Here is a 20424-nt window from a genome sequence, read left to right as displayed (position 1 = left end):
GGATTTCACCAGGCCAGTGGTTAAAGTGACATGCAAAAGTGTACCGGTACTGTACCGATGACTATGCGTAGAGTGACAGCAATGGCGCCAACCCGCAAGCCCTGTGGACCGCCCCTTCTTCCGGATGTCCACCGATGAGCCGTTCCGTGCTGTATCCCTCGCCCCAGGTCGCTCCCGCCGCGTCCGCGGCCTCCTCCTGGGAAGGCTATGGCTACGGCCTGCTGGGGGTGGTGGTGTTCTCGCTGACTCTGCCGATGACCCGCGTCGCCGTCGCCGAGCTGCCGCCGTTGCTGGTGGGCCTGGGCCGGGCCCTGCTGGCGGCCGTGCCGGCCCTGGCGCTGTTGTGGCTGACACGCAGCCGGCGGCCCGATCGCCGCGAATGGCCCGGCGTCATCCTGGCCGCGATCGGCATCGTGGTGGGCTGGCCGCTGGCGTCGTCGCTGGCGATGCAGACCGTGGCGTCTTCGCACGGCGCGGTGTTCAACGGCCTGCTGCCCCTGTCCACGGCGGTTTTCGCGGCCTGGCGCAGCGGCGAACGGCCCTCGCCGGCGTTCTGGGGCTGGGCCATGGTGGGCGCCGCGCTGGTATGCGCATTTGCGCTGCGCGAGGGCCAGGGCAGCCTGGTGATGGGCGATTTCTGGCTGTTGCTGGCCGTGCTGCTGGGCGGCATGGGTTATGCCGAAGGCGCGCGCGCCTCGCGCACGCTGGGCGGCTGGCGCACCATCTGCTGGGCGCTGGTGATCAGCGCCCCGGTGCTGGTCGCACCGGTGGGCTGGATGGCTGCGCAACAGGCGGCCTGGCCAGCGGCCGACGTCATCTGGGCCAGCGCCTACCTGGCATTTGGCTCGATGTTCCTGGGGTTTTTCGCCTGGTATCGCGGCCTGGCCGCGGGTGGCATTGCCCGTGTCGGGCAGATTCAGCTGTTGCAACCGTTCCTGACGGTACTGGCCGCCACCCTGTTCTTTGGCGAATCGGCGGACATGATCACCTTCCTGTTTGCCGCCGCCGTTATCGTTGTGATCGCCGGTGGACGCCGCGCGATCGTTGGAGTCAAGAAATGACGCTGTTCCCTTCCAGCCTGGCCGATGTGCCGCTCGCTTCCCTGTCCCTGCTGGGGCCCCTGGCGCTGTTCGCGCTGGTCAGCTCGATCACGCCCGGGCCGAACAACGTCATGCTGGCCGCCTCCGGGCTGAACTTCGGCTTCCGCCGCAGCATGCCGCACCTGCTTGGCGTGAACCTGGGATTCACGCTGATGATCTTCCTGGTGGGCATCGGGCTCGGCTCGGTTTTCCAGCAGGCGCCGGTGCTGTACACCGTGCTGAAGTACGTGGGCGCCGCCTACCTGCTGTACCTGGCCTGGAAGATCGCCAACTCCGGCGGCGTGGAGGAGGGTGAAGCGCGCGGCAAGCCGATGACCTTCCTGCAGGCAGCGGCCTTCCAGTGGGTCAACCCCAAGGCCTGGGTGATGGCGGTGGGCATCATCGCCACCTACACGCCGCAGGCCGGCTTCTTCGCCAACCTGGTGATCGCCACACTGGTCTGCGGCCTCGTCAACCTGCCCAGCATCGGCATCTGGGTCACCTTCGGCACGGCGCTGCGCCGGGTGCTGCACAAACCCTGGGCGATCCGGGCCTTCAACATCACCATGGCCCTGCTGCTGGTGGCCTCGCTGTATCCGGTGGCGCTGGAAGCGCTGCACTGACATGGCCGGGGGCCGGCGCGCCGCGCTGTTCGTGACGCACTGACCCTGGCCTCAGGCCAGCAGGGCGACCACCACGACGGGCGTGACGAGCACGTTGAACAGGCCCGCCATCACCATCACCAGGCCCGCCACCGCGCCCTCTTCGGCCGCCAGCTCGCGCGCCTTGGCGGTGCCGGCGCCATGCGCGCCCATGCCGAACAGCGCGCCGCGCGCCAGGGCCGAGCGTAGCGGCAGCCAGCGTCGCATGAACTGGCCGATGGCCGCGCCGAACACCCCCGTGACAATGACGAACACCGCCGTCAGGTCGGGCACGCCGCCGACGTGCGACGACACCGCCACCGCGAACGGCGTGGCCACCGAACGCGGCAACAGGCTCAACCGCAGGCCCGGCGGCAGGTCCAGCAGACTGCCCAGCAGCCAGGCGCTGGCGCCCGCGATGGCGCTGCCCACCGCCACGCCGGCCAACAGCACCGGCCAATAGCGCCGGATCAGCGCGCGCTGCTCGTACAGCGGCAACGCGAACGCAACGATGATCGGCCCCAGCATCGTCATCAGCCAGTGGGAGCCGGACATGTAGTCGCGATAGCCGGTATGCAGCAGCAACGCCAGCATCAGCAGCAAGGCTGGCGCCACCACCAGCGTGGACGTCCACCAATAGGCATAGCGGCGATAGAACAGGCGCGCGCAGACATAGGCCAGCACCGTGGCCAGCGGCCAGAACAGCAGATTGAATTCAGCCCGCATGGCGGTTCATCCAGCGGTAGCAAAGGTCGATCGTCAGCGCGGTGCCGACCATGACCAGGGCCGTGCCCAGCAGGATCACGGCCAGCAGTTTCGCGCCCAGCACGCCGAGGAATTCGCGATGGTCCAGCAGCGACATCACCGCGGGCACGAAGAACAGCAGCATCTCGCCCAGCAGCCAGCTGGCGCCTCGGTGCACATTGCGCACCCGCAACAGGCCGGCGGCCAGCAGGGCCAGCACCAGCACCATGCCGATGACGCCGCCCGGTATGGGCAGGCCGGCGGCGTTGGCCAGTACCTGGCCGAGCAGGGAAAACAGGATCAGCAGGACGATCTGCAGCACGCGGCTGCGGCGCAGCAGGCTGCGCAGGACGATGGGATAGCGAGGGCGAGACATGGAATTTCCAGCGGACAGGAAACGTTTTACGCTCGGCGCGGCCATAGATAAAATGAATTTGTCGAATTCATCCCATTCCAAACAGGCATACCCCTATGGATCTGCGCCCCTTGCGCGCGCTGGTGGAAGTGGTCCGCCAGGGCGGATTCTCCCAGGCCGCGAAAGCGGTTTTCGCCACCCAGCCCACGGTCAGCAAGGCCGTGCGCCAGCTGGAAGACGAGATCGGCATGCCGTTGCTCGACCGCCAGGCGCAGCCGCCCCGGCTGACCGAGGCCGGTGAAATCGTCTACCGGCGCGCCGTGAAAATGTTGGCCGAGCGCGACGATCTGTACGCCGAACTGGACGAGCTGCGCGGCCTCAAGCGCGGCGTGCTGCGGCTGGGCCTGCCGCCGCTGGGCAGCAGCACGCTGTTCGCGCCGATGTTCGCGCGCTTTCGGAGCCGCTATCCGCACATCGAGATCAGCCTGCTGGAACACGGCGGCCACCGGCTCGAAGAAATGGTGATGGCCGGCGGGATCGAGCTGGCGGCGTCGCTGCGGCCGGACTCCGACAATTTCGACTGGCAACCGGTGGCGCGCGAGCCGCTGGTGGCGTTGCTGCCGGCCGATCACCCGCACGCCCGGGCCGCCACCGTCGGCCTCGACCAATTGCGCGACTCCCCCTTCATCCTGTTCGAGACCGGCTTCGCCCTGAACCGCATCATCCAGGAGGCTTGCCGGCGCGCCGGCTTTGCGCCGGCCATCGCCGCGAGGAGCGGCCAGATCGACTTCATCGTGGCGCTGGTCAGCGCCGGGCTGGGCGTGGCCTTCCTGCCGCGCGTCAAGGCGGAGGAAGAACGGCACGCGGGCGTGGCGCTGGTGCCGTTGCGCGATGCCCATACGGATTGGGAGATGGGACTGGTGTGGCGGCGTGGCGGTTACCTGTCGCCCGCGGCGCAGGCCTGGCTGGCGCTGGCGCGCGAGATGCATCCGGACACGGCTTGAAGCGATGCGCCAACAATCCGCGTTGTATGCTGGCGGCGCGACCGCGCCCGTCGGCGCGGGTTTCATTGATCATGCCCGCCCTGCCCCGCTTCACCGTCCGCCGCCTGTTCGGCGCCGCCGTGCTCGCCGCCGCCAGCGTGGTCGGCTGTTCGCAGCTTGACTCCTGGCAGCGCCAGACCATTTTTTCGCCGCAATCCGAACCTCAGACCTGGTGGCGCGAGCCGGCCAAGGGCACGCAGGTCTACGACCTGGCGCTGGCCAATGGCGACAAGGTGCGGGCCTGGTACTGGCAAAGCCCGCAACCCAACGCGCCCACAGTCCTGTACCTGCATGGCGCGCGCTGGAACCTGAACGGCAGCGCCTTCCGCATCGACGGCTGGACCCGCAAGGGCTATTCGGTGCTGGCCATCGACTATCGCGGGTTCGGCGCGTCGACACCGCGCCTGCCGTCCGAGGCCAGCGCGCTGGAGGACGCCATGGCGGGCTTGAAGGAGTTGGCCCGCCTGCAACCGGACCCGGCGCGCCGCTTCGTCTACGGACACAGCCTGGGCGGCGCCATCGCCATCAACCTGGCGGCGCGCCCGGAGCAACCGGACTTCGCCGGGCTGATCGTCGAATCCAGTTTCACCAGCATCAGCGCGATGCTGTCCACCATGAAGTGGGGCCGCGTGCCCGGCGCCAGCCTGCTGGTCACGCAACCGTTCGACTCGGTGCAGACGCTGGCGCAGCTCCACACGCCGATGCTGTTCATGCATGGCACCGCCGATCGCGTAGTGCCGCACACCATGAGCGACGAACTCTACGCCGCCGCCCGGGGGGTGGCGCCCGAACTGAAGCGGCTGGTCAAGATCGAGGGCGCGACGCATTCGGGCGCGTTCCGCAGCGGCGAACAGTACGACGACGCCGTGAAGACCTTCATGCGCGACGCCAGTCGCGCCTATCAACGCAAGGCCGGCTGACCCTCGCGCCCCGCGACCAGGGGCGGGGCCATCCGTCGAATCCTTCCCGGATCGGGCATGCGTGCCCGGCGTTCGCCGGTTCCCTTTCCGGCCCGCTCCCCCTGCGCCCGATAAGGCGCCCGCACCGTTCTCCCCGGGGAAACCCGCTCTCGGGAAACTCCCATATCAAAATATCTTCTAAATATATTTAACGGATATTAGACTTTCTCCCACCCGCCGCCCTTCCTTCGCGGCGCCGGCCATCCGAGGAGAATCCAGTTGAGTAACGTGCGTTGGCAGGGCGTCTTTCCTGCCGTAACCAGTAAGTTCCATGCCGACGAAACCCTCGACTTCGAAGCGATGCGCAAGCACTTCGGCTTCCTGATCGACAACGGCGTGCATGGCCTCGTCACCTGCGGTTCGCTGGGTGAAGCCAGCACCCTGACGCTGGAGGAAAAGCTGGCGGTGACGCGTTGCGCCGTGGAAGTCAGCGGCGGCCGCATCCCGGTGCTGGCCAACGTGTCGGAGACCAGCACCCGCGAGGCGCTGCGCTTCATCAAGGCCGCGGTCGAGCTGGGCGTGGACGGCTTCATGCTGATGCCGTCGCTCATCTACGTGGCCGATGCGCGCGAGGCGATGCAGAGCATCCGCACCATGGCCGAGGCCGCCGCCAAGCCCTGCATGATCTACAACAACCCGGTCGCCTACCGCGTCGACCTCAAGCCCGAGCACATGGCCGAGCTGGCCGATTGCCCCTGGCTGGTGGCGATCAAGGAAAGCAGCGACGACATCCGCCGCGTGACCGACCTGCGCAACAAGCTGGGCGACCGCTACCAGCTGTTCATCGGCGTCGACGACCTGTCGTTCGAAGCCCTGGCGCTGGGCGCCGACGGCCTGCTGGCCGGCCTGGTGACCGCCTTCCCGCGCGAGACCGTGGCGCTTTACGACCTGATGAAGGCCGGCAAGTGGCAGGAAGCGCTGGCGCTGTACCAGTGGTTCACGCCGCTGCTGCACCTGGATGTGTCGACCAAGCTGGTGCAGAACATCAAGCTGGCCGAGACCCTCGCCGGCGTCGGCAACGAGCACGTGCGTCGTCCGCGCCTGCCGCTGGTGGGCGCCGAGCGCGAGCGCTGCGCCGGCATCATCGAAGCGGCGCTGGCCAAGCGGCCGCGGCAATACCAGTCGAAGTAAACGACCCAGCCCGAAGCAGGACAGGCGCGCCCGCAGGGCCGGGGCGCGCCATCCTCCCGCCAGCCTCTTGGACACCATGCACAGCGACATCATCCTTCAGACCCGGGGCCTCACCAAGGAATTCCGCGGCTTCGTGGCGGTCAACGACGTCAACCTGAGCGTCAGGCGCGGCGCGATCCATGCGCTGATCGGTCCCAACGGGGCCGGCAAGACCACGGTCTTCAACCTGCTCACCAAGTTCCACATCCCGACCCGCGGCGAGATCGTCTACGACGGCGTCGACATCACCGGCGAACGGCCGGCGCAGACGGCGCGGCGCGGCATCGTGCGCTCGTTCCAGATTTCGGCGGTGTTCCCGCAGCTGTCGGTGCGCGAGAACGTGCGCGTGGCCTTGCAGCGCAAGCTGGGCGTGGACTATTGCTTCTGGCGTTCGGAGCGCTCGCTGGAGCGCCTGCATGCACGGGTCGAGGAACTGCTCGACCAGGTCGGCCTGCGCGCGCAGCTGGACGTGGCTGCCGGCGACCTGCCCTACGGCCGCAAGCGCACGCTGGAGATCGCCACCACGCTGGCGCTGGAGCCCGAACTGCTGTTGCTGGATGAGCCGACGCAAGGCATGGGCCACGAGGACGTGGACCGCGTCAAGCACCTGATCAAGCAGGTCTCGGCCGGCCGCAGCATCCTGATGGTGGAACACAACATGAAGGTGGTGGCCGACATCTGCGACACCATCACCGTCCTGCAACGCGGCGAGATCCTGGCCGAGGGTCCGTACGCCGAGGTGTCCGCGAACCCCGCGGTGCGCGAAGCGTACATGGGAGCGGAAGATGAATGACAAGACCCCGGCGCGGTCCATGCTGGAGATCCGCGATCTGCACGCCTGGTATGGCGAATCGCACATCCTGCACGGCATCGACCTGGACGTGAAGGCGGGCGAGTGCATCACGCTGCTGGGCCGCAATGGCGCGGGCCGCAGCTCGACCCTGAAGTCGGTGCTGGGCCTGGTGGGCCGGCGCAGCGGCTCCATCAAGGTGCAAGGCCAGGAAACCATCGGCCTGCCGCCGCACAAGATCGCGCGCCGGGGCATCGGCTATTGCCCCGAAGAGCGCGGCATCTACGCCTCGCTGACCGCCGAGGAGAACCTCATGCTGCTGCCCTCGGTGGGGCCGGACGGCATGTCGGTGGAAGAGATCTACACGATGTTCCCCAACCTGAAGGAACGCGCCCACAGCCCCGGAACGCGGCTGTCGGGCGGCGAGCAGCAGATGCTGGCGATGGCGCGCATCCTGCGCACCGGCGCCCGCCTGCTGCTGCTCGATGAAATCACCGAAGGCCTGGCGCCCGTCATCGTGCAGGCGCTGGGCCGGGTGATCCGGCAATTGCAGGAGCGCGGCTACACCACCGTGCTGGTCGAGCAGAACTTCCGCTTCGCCCGGCACCTGGCGGACCGCCATTACGTCATCGAACATGGCCAGGTGGCCGCCGTGATCGAGCGGGCCGAGGTCGAGCGGTCGCAGGACCGGCTCAACGCCCTGCTCGGCATCTGAAGGCCGTCGCGCGCAGTTCCCCGTCATTGCAGTTCCCGTGTTGCTTCCGACCGCAGTCCCCCCATTCCCCTACGGAGCGTAGTCAGATGAAATTGAATCGAATCGCAGCGGCGCTGTGCGCCATCGGCCTGGCGGGCGCCGCCCACGCCGAGGCCGGCATCAGCGACGGCATCGTCAAGGTCGGGGTACTGACCGACCTGTCCGGCGTCTATTCCGACCTGGCCGGCAACGGCTCGGTGATCGCGGCGCGCATGGCGGCCGAGGAGATGGGCAACAAGGTGCTGGGCAAGCCGGTCGAAGTAGTGGCCGCCGACCATCAGAACAAGCCCGACGTCGCCGCCAACCTGGCGCGCGAATGGTTCGACCAGGGCAAGGTCGACATGATCACCGACTTTCCCACCGCGTCGACCGCGCTGGCCGTGATGGAGATCGCGCGCCAGAAGAACCGCGTGACCATGCCGTCCGCGGGCCTGTCGACCGCGATCCTGGGCGAGAAGTGCTCGCCGCTGAACGCGCAATGGACCACCAACACCTACGCGCTGGCGGCCGGCACGGCGCGCGCGCTGGTCAAGGAGGGCAAGAAGAGCTGGTACTTCATCACCGCCGACTACACCTTCGGCCATTCGCTGGAGAAGGACGCCACCGAAGTCATCCAGGAGAACGGTGGCAGCGTCGTCGGCGTCTCGCGCCACCCCTTCCCCGGCAACGACTTCTCGTCGTTCCTGCTGAAGGCGCAGGCCTCCAAGGCCGACGTGATCGCCCTGGCCAACGCCGGCAACGACACCGTCAACGCGGTCAAGCAGGCCAATGAGTTCGGCATCACCAAGAAGCAGATCGTGGCGCCGCTGCTGACCTACATTTCGGACGTGCACAGCATGGGCCTGGCCAAGGCGCAGGGCATGTACCTGACCGAAGCGTTCTACTGGGACTACGACGACGCCTCGCGCGCCTGGGCCAGGAAGTTCTTCGAGAAGACCAAAAAGATGCCGACGGCATCGCAGGCCGGCGTCTACTCGGCCACGCTGTCGTACCTGAAGGCGATCGAGGCGGCCGGCACCGACGAGGCGCCGGTGGTCATGGCCAAGCTGCGCGAGATGACCATCAACGACGCCGTGATCCGCAACGGCAAGCTGCGCGCGGACGGCGCGCTGGTGCACGACATGCTGCTGTTGCAGGTGAAGGCGCCGGCCGAGTCCAAGGCGCCTTGGGACTACTACCACGTGAAGTCGGTGCTCAAGGGCGACGAGGTCTTCCCCAAGCCGCAGGCCGCCTGCGCGTTGAACAAGTCCTGACGCCCGCTGGCGCCGGGCGGCTTGCGCCCGGCGCTGGTTCGATCCGCCCGCGGCGCGCGGCAACGCGCGCTTCCCGCAAACCGACGCGTCCCGTGTCCGATCGCCGCCCACTATGTTCGACATCTCGCTTCCCGCCCTGCTCGCCCAACTGCTGGTGGGGCTGATCAACGGCTGCTTCTACGCCATCCTCAGCATGGGGCTGGCCATCATCTTCGGCCTGCTCAACATCGTCAATTTCACTCACGGCGCCCAGTTCATGATGGCGGCGTTCCTGGCGTGGATCGGCTTCACCCAGCTGCCGCAACTGCTGGGCCCGGGCGCGCAGATCAACTTCTGGGCGGCCCTGGTGCTGGCGCCGCTAATTGTCGGCGCGGTCGGAGTGGTCATCGAGAAGACGCTGCTCAAGCGGCTCTACCACCTGGACCACCTGTACGGCCTGCTGCTGACCTTTGGCATCGCGCTGATGATGGAAGGCGGCTTTCGCTACTTCTACGGCATATCCGGCGTGGGCTACGAGCCGCCCGAGATCCTGCAGGGCGGCTTCGACCTGGGCTTCATGTTCCTGCCGGCGTACCGCGCCTTCGTGGTGGTGGCGTCGCTGCTGCTGTGCCTGCTGACCTGGTACCTGTTCGAGCGCACCCGCCTGGGCGCGCTGCTGCGCGCCGGCACCGAGAACGCCCGGCTGCTGCAGGCCTTCGGCGTCAACGTGCCGGTGATGATCACGCTGACCTACGGCTTCGGCGTGGCGCTGGCCGGCGTGGCCGGCGTGCTGGCCGCGCCCGTCATGCAGATCAATCCGCTGATGGGCTCCAACCTGCTCAATATCGTGTTCGCGGTGGTGGTGATCGGCGGCCTCGGCTCGATCATGGGCGCCATCGTCACCGGCCTGGCGCTGGGCCTGCTGGAAGGTCTGGCCAAGGTGTTCTACCCCGAAGCGTCCACCGTGGTCGTATTCATCGTGATGGCGGTGGTGCTGCTGACGCGCCCCGCGGGCCTGTTCGGCAAGGAGAAATAAGGTGTCGCGCTTTCCTCTTTCCATCCGCATCCTGGCGCTGCTGCTGGTGCCGGCGCTGCTGGTTCCGTGGTTCCCGCAGATTGTCTATCCGGTCTTCGTCATGAAGGTGCTGTGCTTCGCGCTGTTCGCGCTGGCCTTCAACCTGCTGACCGGCTTCACCGGCCTGGTGTCGTTCGGCCATGCGGCCTTCTTCGGCTGGGCCGGCTATGCCGCGGGCGAGATGATGATCCTGTACGGCGCGGCCGGCCTGCCGCCGGAACTGGCCATGCTGTGCGGCGTGGCCATGGCCGCCGCCATCGGTTACGCGATTGGCTGGCTGGCGATCCGCCGCACCGGCATCTATTTCGCCATGATCACGCTGGCGCTGTCGCAGGTGGCCTACTTCATGGCGGTGCAGGTCCGCTGGACGCGCGGCGAGGACGGCATGCAGGGCATTCCGCGCGGCAAGTTCCTGGGCCTGGTCGACCTGAGCGCCGACACCAACATGTATTACTTCACGCTGGGCGTGTTCGTGCTGGGGTTCCTGTTCGTCTACCGGGTCATCCATTCGCCCTTCGGCCAGGTGCTCAAGACCATCCGCGACAACGCGCCGCGGGCGATTTCGCTGGGGTACGATACGGATCGGTGCAAGCTGCTGGCGTTCGTGCTGTCGGCCTCGGTGGCCGGCCTGGCCGGTTCGCTCAAGGCGCTGGTGCTGCAGCTGGTGGCGCTGAACGACGTGTCGCTGGCCACCTCCACCGAAGTCCTGCTGATGACGCTGCTGGGCGGGATCGGCACCGTGTGGGGTCCCGTGGTGGGCGCCACGCTGGTCGTCAGCCTGCAGAACTACCTGGCCACCCTGGGCGATGTCGTCACCATCGTCATCGGGTTGATTTTCGTGTTGTGCGTGTCGTTCTTCCGGCGCGGGTTCGTCGGCGAATGGCTGGCCTACACGCAGTGGCGCAAAACGAAGGAAAACAACCGTTGATGGCAGGAGCAGAACCCAAAAGGCGCGCGGCAGACGTCGCCTATGACCAGATCGAAAGCATGATCGCCACCCTGCAATTGCAGCCGGGCAGCGCGGTGGTGGAAGCCGATCTGGTCGAAAAGACCGGCCTGGGCCGCACCCCGCTGCGCGAAGCCCTGCTGCGCATGGTGGCGGCCGGGCTGATCCGCCAGGAGCCGCGGCGCGGCCTGCGGGTGTCGATGATCCAGCTGGCCGACCACATGGACCTGATCCAGACCCGCCGGGCGCTGGAGCAGTTGATCGCCGCCAGCGCCGCGCGCCGCGCCACGCCGGCGCAACGCGCCCAGATCGTCGAATGCGCGACGCAGATGGTGCGCGCGGCCGAGGGCGGCAACCTGGACGACTACATGCAGGCCGACCAGTTGCTCGACCACGTCTGCCACAGCGCCTGCCGCAACGTGTCGGCGGTGAACGCGGTGGAACCGCTGATCATCCAGTGCCGGCGCTTCTGGTACGCCTACCAGCACGAAGGCGACATCGCCGAGGGCGCGCGCCGCCACATGGCCATGGCCGCCGGCATCGCCACGGGCGACGAAGCGGCGGCCATCCGGGGCGCGGATTCTCTGATGGACTACCTGGAGATGTTTACGCGCAAGGTGATTGACGCGTAACGCTCGCGGCCGGGGCGGCGGCGTCCTTGGCGCCGCGCGCCAGCCACGCCATGACGCGCGGGCGGGCGCGGTCGTAGCCCAGGTTGTAGAAGAAGGCGTACGGCAGGTAGAACAGCACCAGCGCGATGTCCAGCACGAAGGCCTGCCACAGGCTGATGTTCAGCCACCAGGCGGCCAGCGGGATCACGATCAGGATCAGCCCGAGCTCGAAGCCAAACGCGTGGATCACGCGCACGCGCAGGTTGCGGGTGATGCCCAGGCGGTTCTCCAGGCGGTCGAAGCCGGCGTTGTAGATCATGTTCCAGACCAGCGCGATCCAGGCGATCACGGCGGTCAGCACGCCCATTTCGAACAGCGACTTGCCCATGGCCCAGGCGGCCACCGGCGCGCACAGGCCGATGGCGAGGATTTCGAACAGGAAAGCGTGGATGAAGCGCTCTTTGATGGTTTTCTTGGCTTGCGTCATGACCCACCTCTGAGGTCGTTTGTTTCAGTGACCGGGGGATTTTCGACGATATTTCCGGTACGATAAAGATCGTATCCATCGGAAAAACCGATAATGAAAACGCCCGCCGCCATGCGCCACTCCCTCGAGTCCCTGGCCACCTTCGCCCAGGTGGCCGCCGAGGGCACGTTTTCGGCGGCGGCCCGCAAGCTGGGCAAGAGCCAGTCCACTGTCAGCGAGACCATCGCCAATTTGGAGGTCGACCTTAACGTGACGCTGTTCGACCGCAGCCAGCGCCAGCCGGCCTTGACCGAGGCCGGCCAGGTGCTGCTGGGCCAGGCCCTGCAGGTGCTGGCGGCCAACGACCGCCTGAACCGCAGCGCCAGCCAGCTGTCGGCGGGGCTGGAACCGCGCCTGACCGTGGTGCTGTCGGATACGTTTCAGTCCGAAACCTTTGAGAACATGCTCAGCCAGATCGACCAGCGCTATCCGGCGCTGCGCTTCGAATGCCTGATCGCCGAATACGAGGACGTGGTGGCGCTGGTGCAGCAGGGCCGCGCCCACCTGGGGTTGATGGCGGCCCAGGAAGACTACCCGCCCGACATGGCTCACGCGACGCTGCGCGAGGCCTCGGAAATCGTGCTGTGCGTGGGCCGCGGCCATCCACTGGCGACCTTGTCCGGGGTGACCAAGGACCACCTGAAGACCGAACGTGAATTGCGCCTGAGCACCTACGAGCTGGACGACAAGGCCCCCGCGCCATCGCAGTCCACCTGGTCGGCGCCGGGCTATCTGATGTTGCTGGAAATGGCCACGCTGGGATTCGGCTGGGCGGAGTTGCCGCGCTGGATGCTGCACCGTTTCGGGCGCGGACAGCTGGTGGAACTGGCGGTGCCGGGCTGGCCGCGCCAGATCCGCGTCGACGCGGTGTGGTCGACGCGCCGTCCGCTGGGGCCGGCCGGCGCGTGGCTGCTGCAAAGCCTCACGCGGGCCTAGGGCCTGTTTACGCTGAAAGGCGCCTCGCAGGCGCAGCCAACTACCCGGGCGCTAGCGCGCCCCCGAGGGCAGGCGCGAGATACGCACGCCGTTGGCGAGCATCCAGTCGCCCAGCTTGGGGCAGGCCAGCACGTCGTATTCGGCACGGCGCTGGCGCGCCATGGCGCCGCCGCCCCGGGCATCCTTGGCCGGGTGGCACATCAACAGGTCGCCATCGCGCGCGTTGAACAGCCAGTTCTGCAGCAGGTCGGCATAGCGCCGGCGGCCTCCGTCGAAGCCATACACTCCCAGCAACCGGCGGTTGGTGCGCAGCCCCTCGCGGTCAGCCCGGCGGCCCAGTTCCGCCGCGCCCAGCGCGCCGATGATGCGAGCCTTGATCGATTCCTTGAGGGGAATGCCGCAAAGCATGCCCGGCGCGGTCTGGCGCAGCCAGGGCCGGTGCGCGCCATAGCGCTGCTTGAGCGCCAGCAGCAGGCGATCACGCACCACCGGCAACTGGTGCACGTGCTGATGCCCGTCCACGTAATCCGGCGCGCGTCCGAATGCGGCCTCGAAGGCGTCGAACTGGCGCGCCAGGTGCCGGTCGACCCAGGCGGCGTCCAGCCGGCCGGTGTAGGCCCGCAGGATCAGCCGGGACAAAGACGGCAGGTCCGCATCGCCATCGCCCAGGCGTTCGGTCAGATTCACATGCAGGCCGAGATCGGCGTCCATCAACGCCAGCCGCGGCGCGTTGGCCACGAAGGTCGGGCCCAACGACAGGCAGCTGATGGCGCTCAGCCGACGCATGCCCGCCAACGCGATCATGCCTTCATCGATATCGGCATTCATGCCAAAATCATCACCGCAAACCACGATGCGCTTGGTCAAGTTCTCACCTCGCTTTCTTTCTTCGACACGCCCCACATGCGCGCCCTGCTTCAACAAGTCAGCCTGTTCATCGCCGTCGGATGCGCAGCGGCCGCCACCCACTGGGGCGTCGCGGTCGCCTGCGTCGAAGGCCTGGGCGCCGCTCCGCTCCTGGCCAACCTGCTCGGCTGGCTGGTGGCGTTCGTCGTTTCCTTCAGCGGACACTACCGGCTTACGTTCAGACATTCGAAAACACCCTGGACCATAGCAGTACGCCGTTTCTTCTTCATTTCAGCCGTCGGCTTCATCATCAATGAATCCGCTTACGCCTGGTTGCTGCGGGTAACGTCGGTTCCCTATGACGTGCTGCTGGCCCTGATCCTGATTGCGCTGGCGGTGGCCACCTTCATCACGAGCCGGCTGTGGGCGTTCCGCCACAAACCCGCTGCTTAAAGGCGGCATCCGACACGACCTGCCAGATCACGTATTTCACGTTGTTCGCGGCCGGTTCCAGGCCCGCCAACGCCCGATAGGCGCCCGCGTCCGACCGGGTGCCCCAGACCCAGTAGCGCGCGCCTTCGGGCGCCGCGCACAGGCGGGACTGGAATTCCTGCGGGCTGATCAACACTTGCCTGCCCACCTCGGGCTCGAACCTGGCCGCGTCGTAGAGTTCCTTGCGCCAGTTGTCGCGCACCGGCACTTCCGGATTGAGCCAGTCGTCCACCACCCAGGTTGGCCTGGGCGCCTGGGCGTACAGCGCCAGGTCGAACGGATAAGTGTGCAGCGACACATAGGTATCGCCAGGCTTGGCCAGCGGACGGACCATCGCGGCCAGCGGGCCCGCGCTGCCGCGGGCTGAATGGGCCGCAATGCCGATGGCCAACACGCAGATCGCGGCGCCAACCCCGGCGCAGACGCGCACCAGGCGCGGCGCCAGGGAGTCGGCCTTGTCGCGGCTCGCGGCCACGATCACTTCGACCAGCAGGAAGGCCAGCGGCGGCACCGCCGGCAACACATAGCCCACCAGCTTGGAATTCGGCAGTGAAAAGAACCCCACCACCACCACGAACCATACCAGCGCCAGGCGCCGCAGATCGCGCTGCGGCCCCGCCGCCCAGAACGCCTTGCGCAGGATGCCGCCGCCCCACAGCGACCAGGGCAGGCTCAGTCCCACCACCACCGGCAGGTAAAACCAGAACGGCTGGACGTTGTTGAAACCGGTGGCGGCGAAGCGCTGAAAATGCTGGTAGACGAAGAAATAGTCGTAGAAGCCCGGATAGCGGACCTGCATCAGGACGAACCACGGCACGGCGACCGCCGCGAACACCAGCAGCGCGGGCGGCCACAACAGCGCCCCGAGCGCGCGCCAGCGGCGCCCCCAGACCAGCCAGATGAAAAGGATGGCGCCGGGCAGAACCAGGCCGATCAGCCCCTTGGCCAGCACCGCCAGGGCCGCCAGCGCGGCGGCGGCGAGCGACATCCACCGATAGGCCTGGCCGCGCTCCAGGCGCAGCACGGTGTCGGCCGCGGCCAGCACGCACAGGGTGATCATGCCGGCCACCAGCATGTCGAGATTGGCGAACTGCGCGCCGCCGTAGAAGAAAGGCAGGGTCGCCAGCGCCAGCACGGTCAGCGTCGCGGTGGCGGCATCGCGATAGCGCCGCAGGAAACCATACAGCGCGGCGGCGGCGGCCCATGCCGCCAGCAGCGACGGCAGGCGCGCGGCCCAGGGATGCACGCCGAACACCGTGAACGACAGTTCGGTCAACCAGTAATACAGCGGTGGTTTGTGGAAATAAGGCATGCCATCGAGCAACGGCACGGCGTGCGAACCGCTGCGCAGCATGTCCCAGGCGACACCGGCATAGCGGCCTTCGTCAGGCAGCGTCAGCGGCCGCACCCAGGCCAGGAACGCCAGCCAGACGCCGACCGCGAGCAGGAACCATCCCGCCGGCGGGATCCAATCGGAACGCGCCGGCCGTTGCATTGCGGCGGCCATCAGGATGCGACCTTGTCAGAATGGGAGGCTCGCCCCTGGCGGCGGCGCACCACGAACAACGGCCGTCCCTTGACCTCGTCGAAGATGCGCGACACGTACTCGCCCACCACGCCAAGCGAGATCAGGTTGACGCCGGCGAAGAACAGCACGGCCGTCACGATGGTGGTCCAGCCCGACACGGCATTGCCGGAGACCAGGTAATCGATCACGAGATAGCTCGCATAGGCCATTGCCAGCACCGCGAACAGCACGCCCACCAGGCTGACCAGGCGCAGCGGCCAGGTCGTGAACGCCGTCAATCCATCCAGCGCGAGGCGTGCCAGGCGCATGCCCCCGAAACGGCTGTCGCCATGCATGCGCTCGTCGGGCGTATAGGGCAGCGCTTCACCCTTGAAACCGACCCAGGCGTACAGGCCTTTCATGAAACGGGTGCGCTCGGGCAGCGCGTTCAGCGCGTCCACCACGTTGCGGCTCATGAGACGGAAGTCGCCGGCGTGGGCCGGCACCTCGACGCCGCGGGCGCCGCTGAGCAGCTTGTAGAACCAGCGGGCGCCGGTGCGCTTGAGCCAGGACTCGTCGGCGCGGGTCTCGCGCACGGCATAGACCATTTCGGCGCCGGCGGCCCAGCGCGCCAGCATCTGCTCGATCAGGGCCGGCGGATGCTGCATGTCGGCGTCCAGGCAGATGATGGCGTCACCCGTGGCGCTTTCCAGGCCGGCGCTGAGCGCGGCCTCCTTGCCGAAATTGCGCGACAGCTGCACGTAGCGGAAGCCGTCGTATTGGGTCCATTCAGCCATCAGGGCCTCGGTGCCGTCGGTGCTGCCGTCGTCGGCCACGATGATTTCCCAGCCGGTGCACAGGGCCGCCAGCCGGCTGCGGAGCAACGGCAACAGCACGCGCAGGTTTTCGCATTCATTCAGGCAGGGAATGACGCAGGTGACGCAGGCGTCGTAAGGCACGTTGGCAGCGGCCGTGCGCCAGATCGCTTCCACGGGAAGCGCTTTGGCCAGGACTTGCTGCCCCATGGGCTCGGACCGGAATTGAATGTGCATAAGGCTCTGGAACTGGAATGCGGGACGTTATGCCCGGCAGTATGCGCAAGCCCTCGTCGAATTTTCATGAAATGCTTTCGGTATCGGACTCGTCGCAATCGAGGCGATTCTAGGCAGGCATGCGGCCAAATGTATGAAGCGCCGTTTAGGCTCCGTAAACCTCTGTCCCCGATTTGTGAAAGGGCGTAAAGCGGCCCCGGCCCCGGCATCGGTAAAATGCGCGAAGCTCTTGTTTTCAAAGGTGGTTATGCAATATCGAGTCCGCCCCATGCTGGCCGGCGACATGGACGGCATCCTGGCAATCCAGGCCGGCGCCTATCCGGGTTTCCTGCTGGAGAGCGCTGATTTCTTCCTGAACCGGCTGACGCTGGCGCCAGCCCATTGCTGGGTGGCGCAGGCCGACGCGGTGCCGGATTCCGGGCAGCTGCTCGGCTATCTGGTGTCGTACCCGTGGGACGCCGGCCTGCCGCCCACGCTGGACGCTCCGCTTGCCGCCCTGCCCGAGCGTCCGGACCACTGGTTCCTGCACGATTGCGCGGTGGCGCCCTCGGCCCAGGGGCTGGGCGTGGGACAGGCGCTGTTGCGCACGGCCGCCGGCCATGCCGCGCAAACCGGGTTGCAACGCGCCAGCCTGGTGTCGCTGGGTTCGGCGGTCGGTTATTGGACGCGGCATGGCTACGCGCCCGTCGCGGCCGGCGGCCGGGAACTGGCCGACAAACTCGAGGGCTACGGGCCCCAGGCCAGCTACATGGCGCGCGCCTTTCCGCTCTGACTGGCGCGGCACGCCCCCGCCCCTGCTCGTTGCCGCACGCATGCCGCGCCGCCGGCGTCCCGTTAAGATGGGAACGCAATCCCGGAAAGACATGGCGGCAACGGTTTCCACAGCCTGACTTCGCTGCGCCCGCGGGCGCGAAGGTTTCCATGATTTCACTCTCGCCCGTCCAATCCCTGCTGGCCTGCTGCCTGGTGCTGGCCATCGGCCGCGTCCTGACCACCCGGATCGGCGTGCTGGCGCGCTACAGCATTCCGGACCCGATCGTCGGCGGCCTGCTGTTCGCGATCGGCGCCTATGCGCTGTCGACCTGGGGCGGCCATGCCGTTTCCCTGGAAACCAGCATCAAACCGACCCTGCTGCTGCTGTTCTTCGGTTGCATCGGCCTGACGGCGAACCTGAAACTGCTGGCCAAGGGCGGCCCGCGGCTGATCGCCTTCCTGCTGGCGCTGATCCCGTTCCTGGTGCTGCAGAACGCGGTCGGGCTGGGCATGGCCTGGCTGTTGGACATGCATCCGCTGATGGGGCTGCTGGGCGGCACCATCACGCTGGTCGGCGGCCACGGCACGGGCGCGGCCTACGCCACCCGCTTTGCGGACGTCAACAATATCCAGGACGTGATGGCGCTGGCCATGACCGCGGCGACGATAGGATTGGTGCTGGGCGGCGTGGTCGGCGGCCCCGTGGCGGAATGGCTGATGCGCCGCCACAAGCTGGCCGGCAGCCTGGATCGCCAATCGGCGGCGGGCCACGAGGCGCCGGACCTGAGCGAAGCGCAGGCGCCGTCGACGGCCGCCTCGTTCATCACCTCGATGACCGCCGCCTTCGTCTGCCTGGTGGCGGGCGGCTACCTGGCCACGCTGGTGGAAGGCGCGCCGGTAAGCCTGCCCAACTTCCTCTGGTGCCTGGCGACCGGCGTGCTGATCCGCAATGGCGGCGAACGCCTGGGCCTGAAACTGGACGACCGCGCCACCGAGATCATCGGCACCATCACCCTGTCGCTGTTCCTGGCCATGACCATGATGACGCTGGACCTGACCAGCGTGGCGCGCCTGGCCGGGCCCCTGGCGCTGATCCTGGCGGTGCAGACGCTGTTCTGCGCGCTGTATTCGGCCTGGGTGGTGTTCCGCCTGCTCAAGAGCGACTACGAGGCCGCCATCATGTCGGCCGCCTTCTGCGGTTTCTCGCTGGGCGCCACCGCCACCGCCATCGCCAACATGCAGGCGCTGACGCGGCGCCATGGCCCCGCGCCGCAAGCCTTCATCGTGGTGCCGGTGACCGGCGCATTCCTGGTGGACATCCTCAACGTGATCGTGCTGACCTCGTTGATCTCGCTGCCGTTCGTGGGAGGAATGTGACCATGCTCAAGCGCATCCTCCTTATGGCCCTGTGCCTGCTCGTGGCCGCCTGCGGCCGCGCGCCCGATACCGACGCGCTGCGCGCCGACGTCGAACGCGGCCTGGCCGCCACCTACGGCGCGGGCCTGTTCCGCATCGACCAGCTCAAGAGAATGGGCTCCGCCACCGACAGCAGCGCTCCGGCAGGCGAAACCCGCCGCGTGGTCTATTACGACCTGCGGCTGGAAGTGACCCGCGACATCGCGCTCGGCGCCTGGGACCAACCCGGCGCCGCCGCCCTGGTAACGCTGCTGGGCGCGGGCCCGCGCAGCATCAGCGGCGTGAAATCCAGCGGCAACCAGGCCGGCGACCAGATCGTGGCGCATGCCAGCGCCATCTACCGCAAGGAAGGCGAAGGCTGGACGCTGGTGACCCCCGCCGGCTTCAAGGCCGCCGAGGCGCCCTCATTGGACACCGGCGCGCCGCCGCCCGTGACGCAGCGGCTGCTGGACACGCTCGACCAGATCACCCATTCGGTTGCCTACAGCGCCTCCAGCACCGCGCAGCACGTGGTGCAACAGGAACTGGAACGCTCGGTCGCCCGCATCAATGGCCGGCTGGCGCGCATGCAGCAGGGCTATCCGCTGGCCGGCGGGCCGGACCGCGGCGAGTACGTCACCTTCGCGCGCGCGCTGGGCGCGGTGGGCCAGGCGCGCCAGATCCGCGTCACGCCGCTGATCACCGGCGGCGGCGCCGAGAACATCGCCCTGCTGCGCAGCGGCGACGCCGTGGTCGGGCTGGCCCAGGGCGATACCGCCAAGCTGGCGTACGAGGGCCGCGGTCCGTTCGCGTCGCAAGGGCCGTTCGCCGGCCTGCGGGCGCTGGGCAGCCTCTATCCCGAAATGGTGCATATCGTCGTGCGCGACGACGCCAAGCTGCGCGGCGTGCGCGACCTCAAGGGCAAGAAGATCGCGCTCGGCGCGCAGGGTTCGGCGGTGCGGGCCACGCTGGAAGCGGTGCTGGCGGCGCATGGGCTGCAGCCTGGGCGCGACTACGAGGCGGTTCCCACGCCCTTCACGGCTTCGCTGCCGGCGCTCAATGCCGGCCTGATCGACGCCGCGGCGCAGGTGATCGGCATTCCCGCCACGCCCCTGCGCGACGCCCTGACGCAGGCCCACCTGAAACTGCTGCCGCTCGATCCGGCCGCGGTCAAGACGCTGGCCGCCCAGGACAACGCGCTGATGCCCCTGGAAATCGCGGCGGGCACCTATCCGAACCAATCGGAACCGGTCGCCACCATCGGCACCGCGGCGCTGCTGCTGACCACGTCCGACCTGACACGCGATGAGGCCCTGCAGGTGGTGCGGGCGGTCTACCAGACCGGCCAGGACCTGCTGGCCGCCGGCTCGGCCCAGGGCGCCCAGGTCAACATCGCCAACGCCCGGCGTGGCCTGACCGTGCCGTTGCACGACGGCGCCGAGGAAGGCCTGGCCGCGCTGGAGAACGCCAAACCCCGCTGACCGCGCTTGCGCTTATGATGGCGCTCCCAATCAGGAA

The 20424-nt window shown here is 67.8% G+C and carries 22 protein-coding genes; 16 read left to right on the top strand and 6 right to left on the bottom strand.

The window, feature by feature from the left end; genetic code table 11:
- Positions 1 to 134: 134 nt before the first annotated feature.
- Together ACUTAG_RS18490 and ACUTAG_RS18485 are read left to right on the top strand one after the other, a co-directional pair.
- The gene (locus ACUTAG_RS18490; protein WP_148317525.1) at positions 135 to 1061 is read left to right on the top strand and encodes a DMT family transporter; all 927 of its coding nucleotides are present in this window, start codon (positions 135 to 137) and stop codon (positions 1059 to 1061) included.
- Positions 1058 to 1702, top strand: a complete 645-nt coding sequence (locus tag ACUTAG_RS18485) for a LysE family translocator (RefSeq protein WP_020925166.1) — start codon at positions 1058 to 1060, stop codon at positions 1700 to 1702. The genes ACUTAG_RS18490 and ACUTAG_RS18485 overlap by 4 nt, the downstream gene beginning before the upstream one ends.
- 51 nt (positions 1703 to 1753) lie before the next feature.
- Here the strand turns inward: ACUTAG_RS18485 and ACUTAG_RS18480 are convergent, their stop codons facing one another.
- Entirely contained in the window at positions 1754 to 2446 is a 693-nt protein-coding gene (locus tag ACUTAG_RS18480) for an LrgB family protein (RefSeq protein ID WP_107316670.1), read from the bottom strand.
- The gene (locus ACUTAG_RS18475; RefSeq protein WP_024067732.1) at positions 2436 to 2840 is read right to left on the bottom strand and encodes a CidA/LrgA family protein; all 405 of its coding nucleotides are present in this window, start codon (positions 2838 to 2840) and stop codon (positions 2436 to 2438) included. The genes ACUTAG_RS18480 and ACUTAG_RS18475 overlap by 11 nt, the downstream gene beginning before the upstream one ends.
- 95 nt (positions 2841 to 2935) lie before the next feature.
- Here ACUTAG_RS18475 and ACUTAG_RS18470 point away from each other — a divergent pair, with 95 nt between their 5' ends.
- The 9 genes from ACUTAG_RS18470 to ACUTAG_RS18430 all read left to right on the top strand — a co-directional run bounded on the left by ACUTAG_RS18470 (position 2936) and on the right by ACUTAG_RS18430 (position 11420).
- Positions 2936 to 3823 carry a LysR family transcriptional regulator gene (locus ACUTAG_RS18470; protein WP_020925169.1) on the top strand — a complete coding sequence of 296 codons (888 nt, stop codon included), beginning with the start codon at positions 2936 to 2938 and terminating at the stop codon, positions 3821 to 3823.
- 71 nt (positions 3824 to 3894) lie between these two features.
- Entirely contained in the window at positions 3895 to 4782 is an 888-nt protein-coding gene (locus ACUTAG_RS18465) for an alpha/beta hydrolase (protein ID WP_148317527.1), read from the top strand.
- A 258-nt stretch (positions 4783 to 5040) separates the two neighbouring features.
- Positions 5041 to 5952 (top strand): dihydrodipicolinate synthase family protein, encoded by a 912-nt coding sequence (locus tag ACUTAG_RS18460; RefSeq protein ID WP_020925171.1) that lies wholly within the window; start codon positions 5041 to 5043, stop codon positions 5950 to 5952.
- Positions 5953 to 6028: 76 nt separating this feature from the next.
- Positions 6029 to 6784: an ABC transporter ATP-binding protein gene (locus tag ACUTAG_RS18455; protein ID WP_006388718.1), complete on the top strand. Its 756-nt coding sequence runs from the start codon at positions 6029 to 6031 to the stop codon at positions 6782 to 6784.
- Positions 6777 to 7496, top strand: coding sequence for an ABC transporter ATP-binding protein (locus ACUTAG_RS18450; RefSeq protein WP_148317529.1), 720 nt, complete (start codon positions 6777 to 6779; stop codon positions 7494 to 7496). The genes ACUTAG_RS18455 and ACUTAG_RS18450 overlap by 8 nt, the downstream gene beginning before the upstream one ends.
- An 86-nt stretch (positions 7497 to 7582) precedes the next feature.
- Positions 7583 to 8788 (top strand): ABC transporter substrate-binding protein, encoded by a 1206-nt coding sequence (locus ACUTAG_RS18445; RefSeq protein WP_148317531.1) that lies wholly within the window; start codon positions 7583 to 7585, stop codon positions 8786 to 8788.
- A gap of 112 nt (positions 8789 to 8900) precedes the next feature.
- Entirely contained in the window at positions 8901 to 9803 is a 903-nt protein-coding gene (locus ACUTAG_RS18440; protein WP_006388713.1) for a branched-chain amino acid ABC transporter permease, read from the top strand.
- Position 9804: 1 nt separating this feature from the next.
- Positions 9805 to 10770, top strand: a complete 966-nt coding sequence (locus tag ACUTAG_RS18435) for a branched-chain amino acid ABC transporter permease (protein ID WP_024067728.1) — start codon at positions 9805 to 9807, stop codon at positions 10768 to 10770.
- Entirely contained in the window at positions 10770 to 11420 is a 651-nt protein-coding gene (locus ACUTAG_RS18430; protein WP_020925174.1) for a GntR family transcriptional regulator, read from the top strand. The genes ACUTAG_RS18435 and ACUTAG_RS18430 overlap by 1 nt, the downstream gene beginning before the upstream one ends.
- On the opposite strand, the gene ACUTAG_RS18425 is transcribed toward ACUTAG_RS18430, so the two are convergent.
- A complete protein-coding gene (locus tag ACUTAG_RS18425) occupies positions 11395 to 11886 on the bottom strand; it encodes a multidrug/biocide efflux PACE transporter (protein ID WP_058665270.1) in 492 nt (163 codons plus the stop codon). The two genes, ACUTAG_RS18430 and ACUTAG_RS18425, sit on opposite strands and share 26 nt — an antisense overlap.
- A gap of 111 nt (positions 11887 to 11997) precedes the next feature.
- On the opposite strand from ACUTAG_RS18425, the gene ACUTAG_RS18420 reads away from it, so the two are divergent.
- On the top strand, positions 11998 to 12861 hold the full coding sequence (locus tag ACUTAG_RS18420; RefSeq protein ID WP_026382466.1) for a LysR family transcriptional regulator: 864 nt from the start codon (positions 11998 to 12000) through the stop codon (positions 12859 to 12861).
- A 51-nt stretch (positions 12862 to 12912) separates the two neighbouring features.
- Here the strand turns inward: ACUTAG_RS18420 and ACUTAG_RS18415 are convergent, their stop codons facing one another.
- Complete coding sequence (locus tag ACUTAG_RS18415) at positions 12913 to 13728, bottom strand: ChbG/HpnK family deacetylase (protein ID WP_035199457.1); 816 nt, start codon at positions 13726 to 13728, stop codon at positions 12913 to 12915.
- A gap of 36 nt (positions 13729 to 13764) precedes the next feature.
- Between ACUTAG_RS18415 and ACUTAG_RS18410 the strand changes: the two genes are divergently transcribed.
- Positions 13765 to 14160, top strand: a complete 396-nt coding sequence (locus ACUTAG_RS18410; RefSeq protein WP_020925177.1) for a GtrA family protein — start codon at positions 13765 to 13767, stop codon at positions 14158 to 14160.
- Here the strand turns inward: ACUTAG_RS18410 and ACUTAG_RS18405 are convergent.
- Positions 14117 to 15706 carry an ArnT family glycosyltransferase gene (locus tag ACUTAG_RS18405; RefSeq protein ID WP_148317532.1) on the bottom strand — a complete coding sequence of 530 codons (1590 nt, stop codon included), beginning with the start codon at positions 15704 to 15706 and terminating at the stop codon, positions 14117 to 14119. The genes ACUTAG_RS18410 and ACUTAG_RS18405 overlap by 44 nt on opposite strands.
- The gene (locus ACUTAG_RS18400; RefSeq protein WP_006388701.1) at positions 15706 to 16758 is read right to left on the bottom strand and encodes a glycosyltransferase family 2 protein; all 1053 of its coding nucleotides are present in this window, start codon (positions 16756 to 16758) and stop codon (positions 15706 to 15708) included. The genes ACUTAG_RS18405 and ACUTAG_RS18400 overlap by 1 nt, the downstream gene beginning before the upstream one ends.
- A 268-nt stretch (positions 16759 to 17026) precedes the next feature.
- On the opposite strand from ACUTAG_RS18400, the gene ACUTAG_RS18395 reads away from it, so the two are divergent.
- The 3 genes from ACUTAG_RS18395 to ACUTAG_RS18385 all read left to right on the top strand — a co-directional run bounded on the left by ACUTAG_RS18395 (position 17027) and on the right by ACUTAG_RS18385 (position 20387).
- Positions 17027 to 17530, top strand: a complete 504-nt coding sequence (locus ACUTAG_RS18395) for a GNAT family N-acetyltransferase (protein WP_049054739.1) — start codon at positions 17027 to 17029, stop codon at positions 17528 to 17530.
- A 149-nt stretch (positions 17531 to 17679) separates the two neighbouring features.
- Positions 17680 to 18888, top strand: a complete 1209-nt coding sequence (gltS, locus tag ACUTAG_RS18390; RefSeq protein WP_006388699.1) for a sodium/glutamate symporter — start codon at positions 17680 to 17682, stop codon at positions 18886 to 18888.
- Entirely contained in the window at positions 18885 to 20387 is a 1503-nt protein-coding gene (locus tag ACUTAG_RS18385; RefSeq protein ID WP_026382468.1) for a TAXI family TRAP transporter solute-binding subunit, read from the top strand. The genes gltS and ACUTAG_RS18385 overlap by 4 nt, the downstream gene beginning before the upstream one ends.
- Positions 20388 to 20424: the final 37 nt, after the last annotated feature.

It is taken from the genome of Achromobacter sp. CSND-B12 (assembly GCF_052906545.1).
Note: the sequence above shows the minus strand (reverse complement) of the source record. Positions and strands in the feature narration are given on the sequence as shown.

Bases quoted from the DNA above. Each gene is read 5' to 3' on its own strand.
- ACUTAG_RS18490 (WP_148317525.1), top strand. From the start codon at position 135: ATGAGCCGTTCCGTGCTGTATCCCTCGCCCCAGGTCGCTCCCGCCGCG.
- ACUTAG_RS18485 (WP_020925166.1), top strand. From the start codon at position 1,058: ATGACGCTGTTCCCTTCCAGCCTGGCCGATGTGCCGCTCGCTTCCCTG.
- ACUTAG_RS18480 (WP_107316670.1), bottom strand. From the start codon at position 2,446: ATGCGGGCTGAATTCAATCTGCTGTTCTGGCCGCTGGCCACGGTGCTG.
- ACUTAG_RS18475 (WP_024067732.1), bottom strand. From the start codon at position 2,840: ATGTCTCGCCCTCGCTATCCCATCGTCCTGCGCAGCCTGCTGCGCCGC.
- ACUTAG_RS18470 (WP_020925169.1), top strand. From the start codon at position 2,936: ATGGATCTGCGCCCCTTGCGCGCGCTGGTGGAAGTGGTCCGCCAGGGC.
- ACUTAG_RS18465 (WP_148317527.1), top strand. From the start codon at position 3,895: ATGCCCGCCCTGCCCCGCTTCACCGTCCGCCGCCTGTTCGGCGCCGCC.
- ACUTAG_RS18455 (WP_006388718.1), top strand. From the start codon at position 6,029: ATGCACAGCGACATCATCCTTCAGACCCGGGGCCTCACCAAGGAATTC.
- ACUTAG_RS18450 (WP_148317529.1), top strand. From the start codon at position 6,777: ATGAATGACAAGACCCCGGCGCGGTCCATGCTGGAGATCCGCGATCTG.
- ACUTAG_RS18445 (WP_148317531.1), top strand. From the start codon at position 7,583: ATGAAATTGAATCGAATCGCAGCGGCGCTGTGCGCCATCGGCCTGGCG.
- ACUTAG_RS18440 (WP_006388713.1), top strand. From the start codon at position 8,901: ATGTTCGACATCTCGCTTCCCGCCCTGCTCGCCCAACTGCTGGTGGGG.
- ACUTAG_RS18430 (WP_020925174.1), top strand. From the start codon at position 10,770: ATGGCAGGAGCAGAACCCAAAAGGCGCGCGGCAGACGTCGCCTATGAC.
- ACUTAG_RS18425 (WP_058665270.1), bottom strand. From the start codon at position 11,886: ATGACGCAAGCCAAGAAAACCATCAAAGAGCGCTTCATCCACGCTTTC.
- ACUTAG_RS18420 (WP_026382466.1), top strand. From the start codon at position 11,998: ATGCGCCACTCCCTCGAGTCCCTGGCCACCTTCGCCCAGGTGGCCGCC.
- ACUTAG_RS18410 (WP_020925177.1), top strand. From the start codon at position 13,765: ATGCGCGCCCTGCTTCAACAAGTCAGCCTGTTCATCGCCGTCGGATGC.
- ACUTAG_RS18405 (WP_148317532.1), bottom strand. From the start codon at position 15,706: ATGGCCGCCGCAATGCAACGGCCGGCGCGTTCCGATTGGATCCCGCCG.
- ACUTAG_RS18400 (WP_006388701.1), bottom strand. From the start codon at position 16,758: ATGCACATTCAATTCCGGTCCGAGCCCATGGGGCAGCAAGTCCTGGCC.
- ACUTAG_RS18395 (WP_049054739.1), top strand. From the start codon at position 17,027: ATGCTGGCCGGCGACATGGACGGCATCCTGGCAATCCAGGCCGGCGCC.
- gltS (WP_006388699.1), top strand. From the start codon at position 17,680: ATGATTTCACTCTCGCCCGTCCAATCCCTGCTGGCCTGCTGCCTGGTG.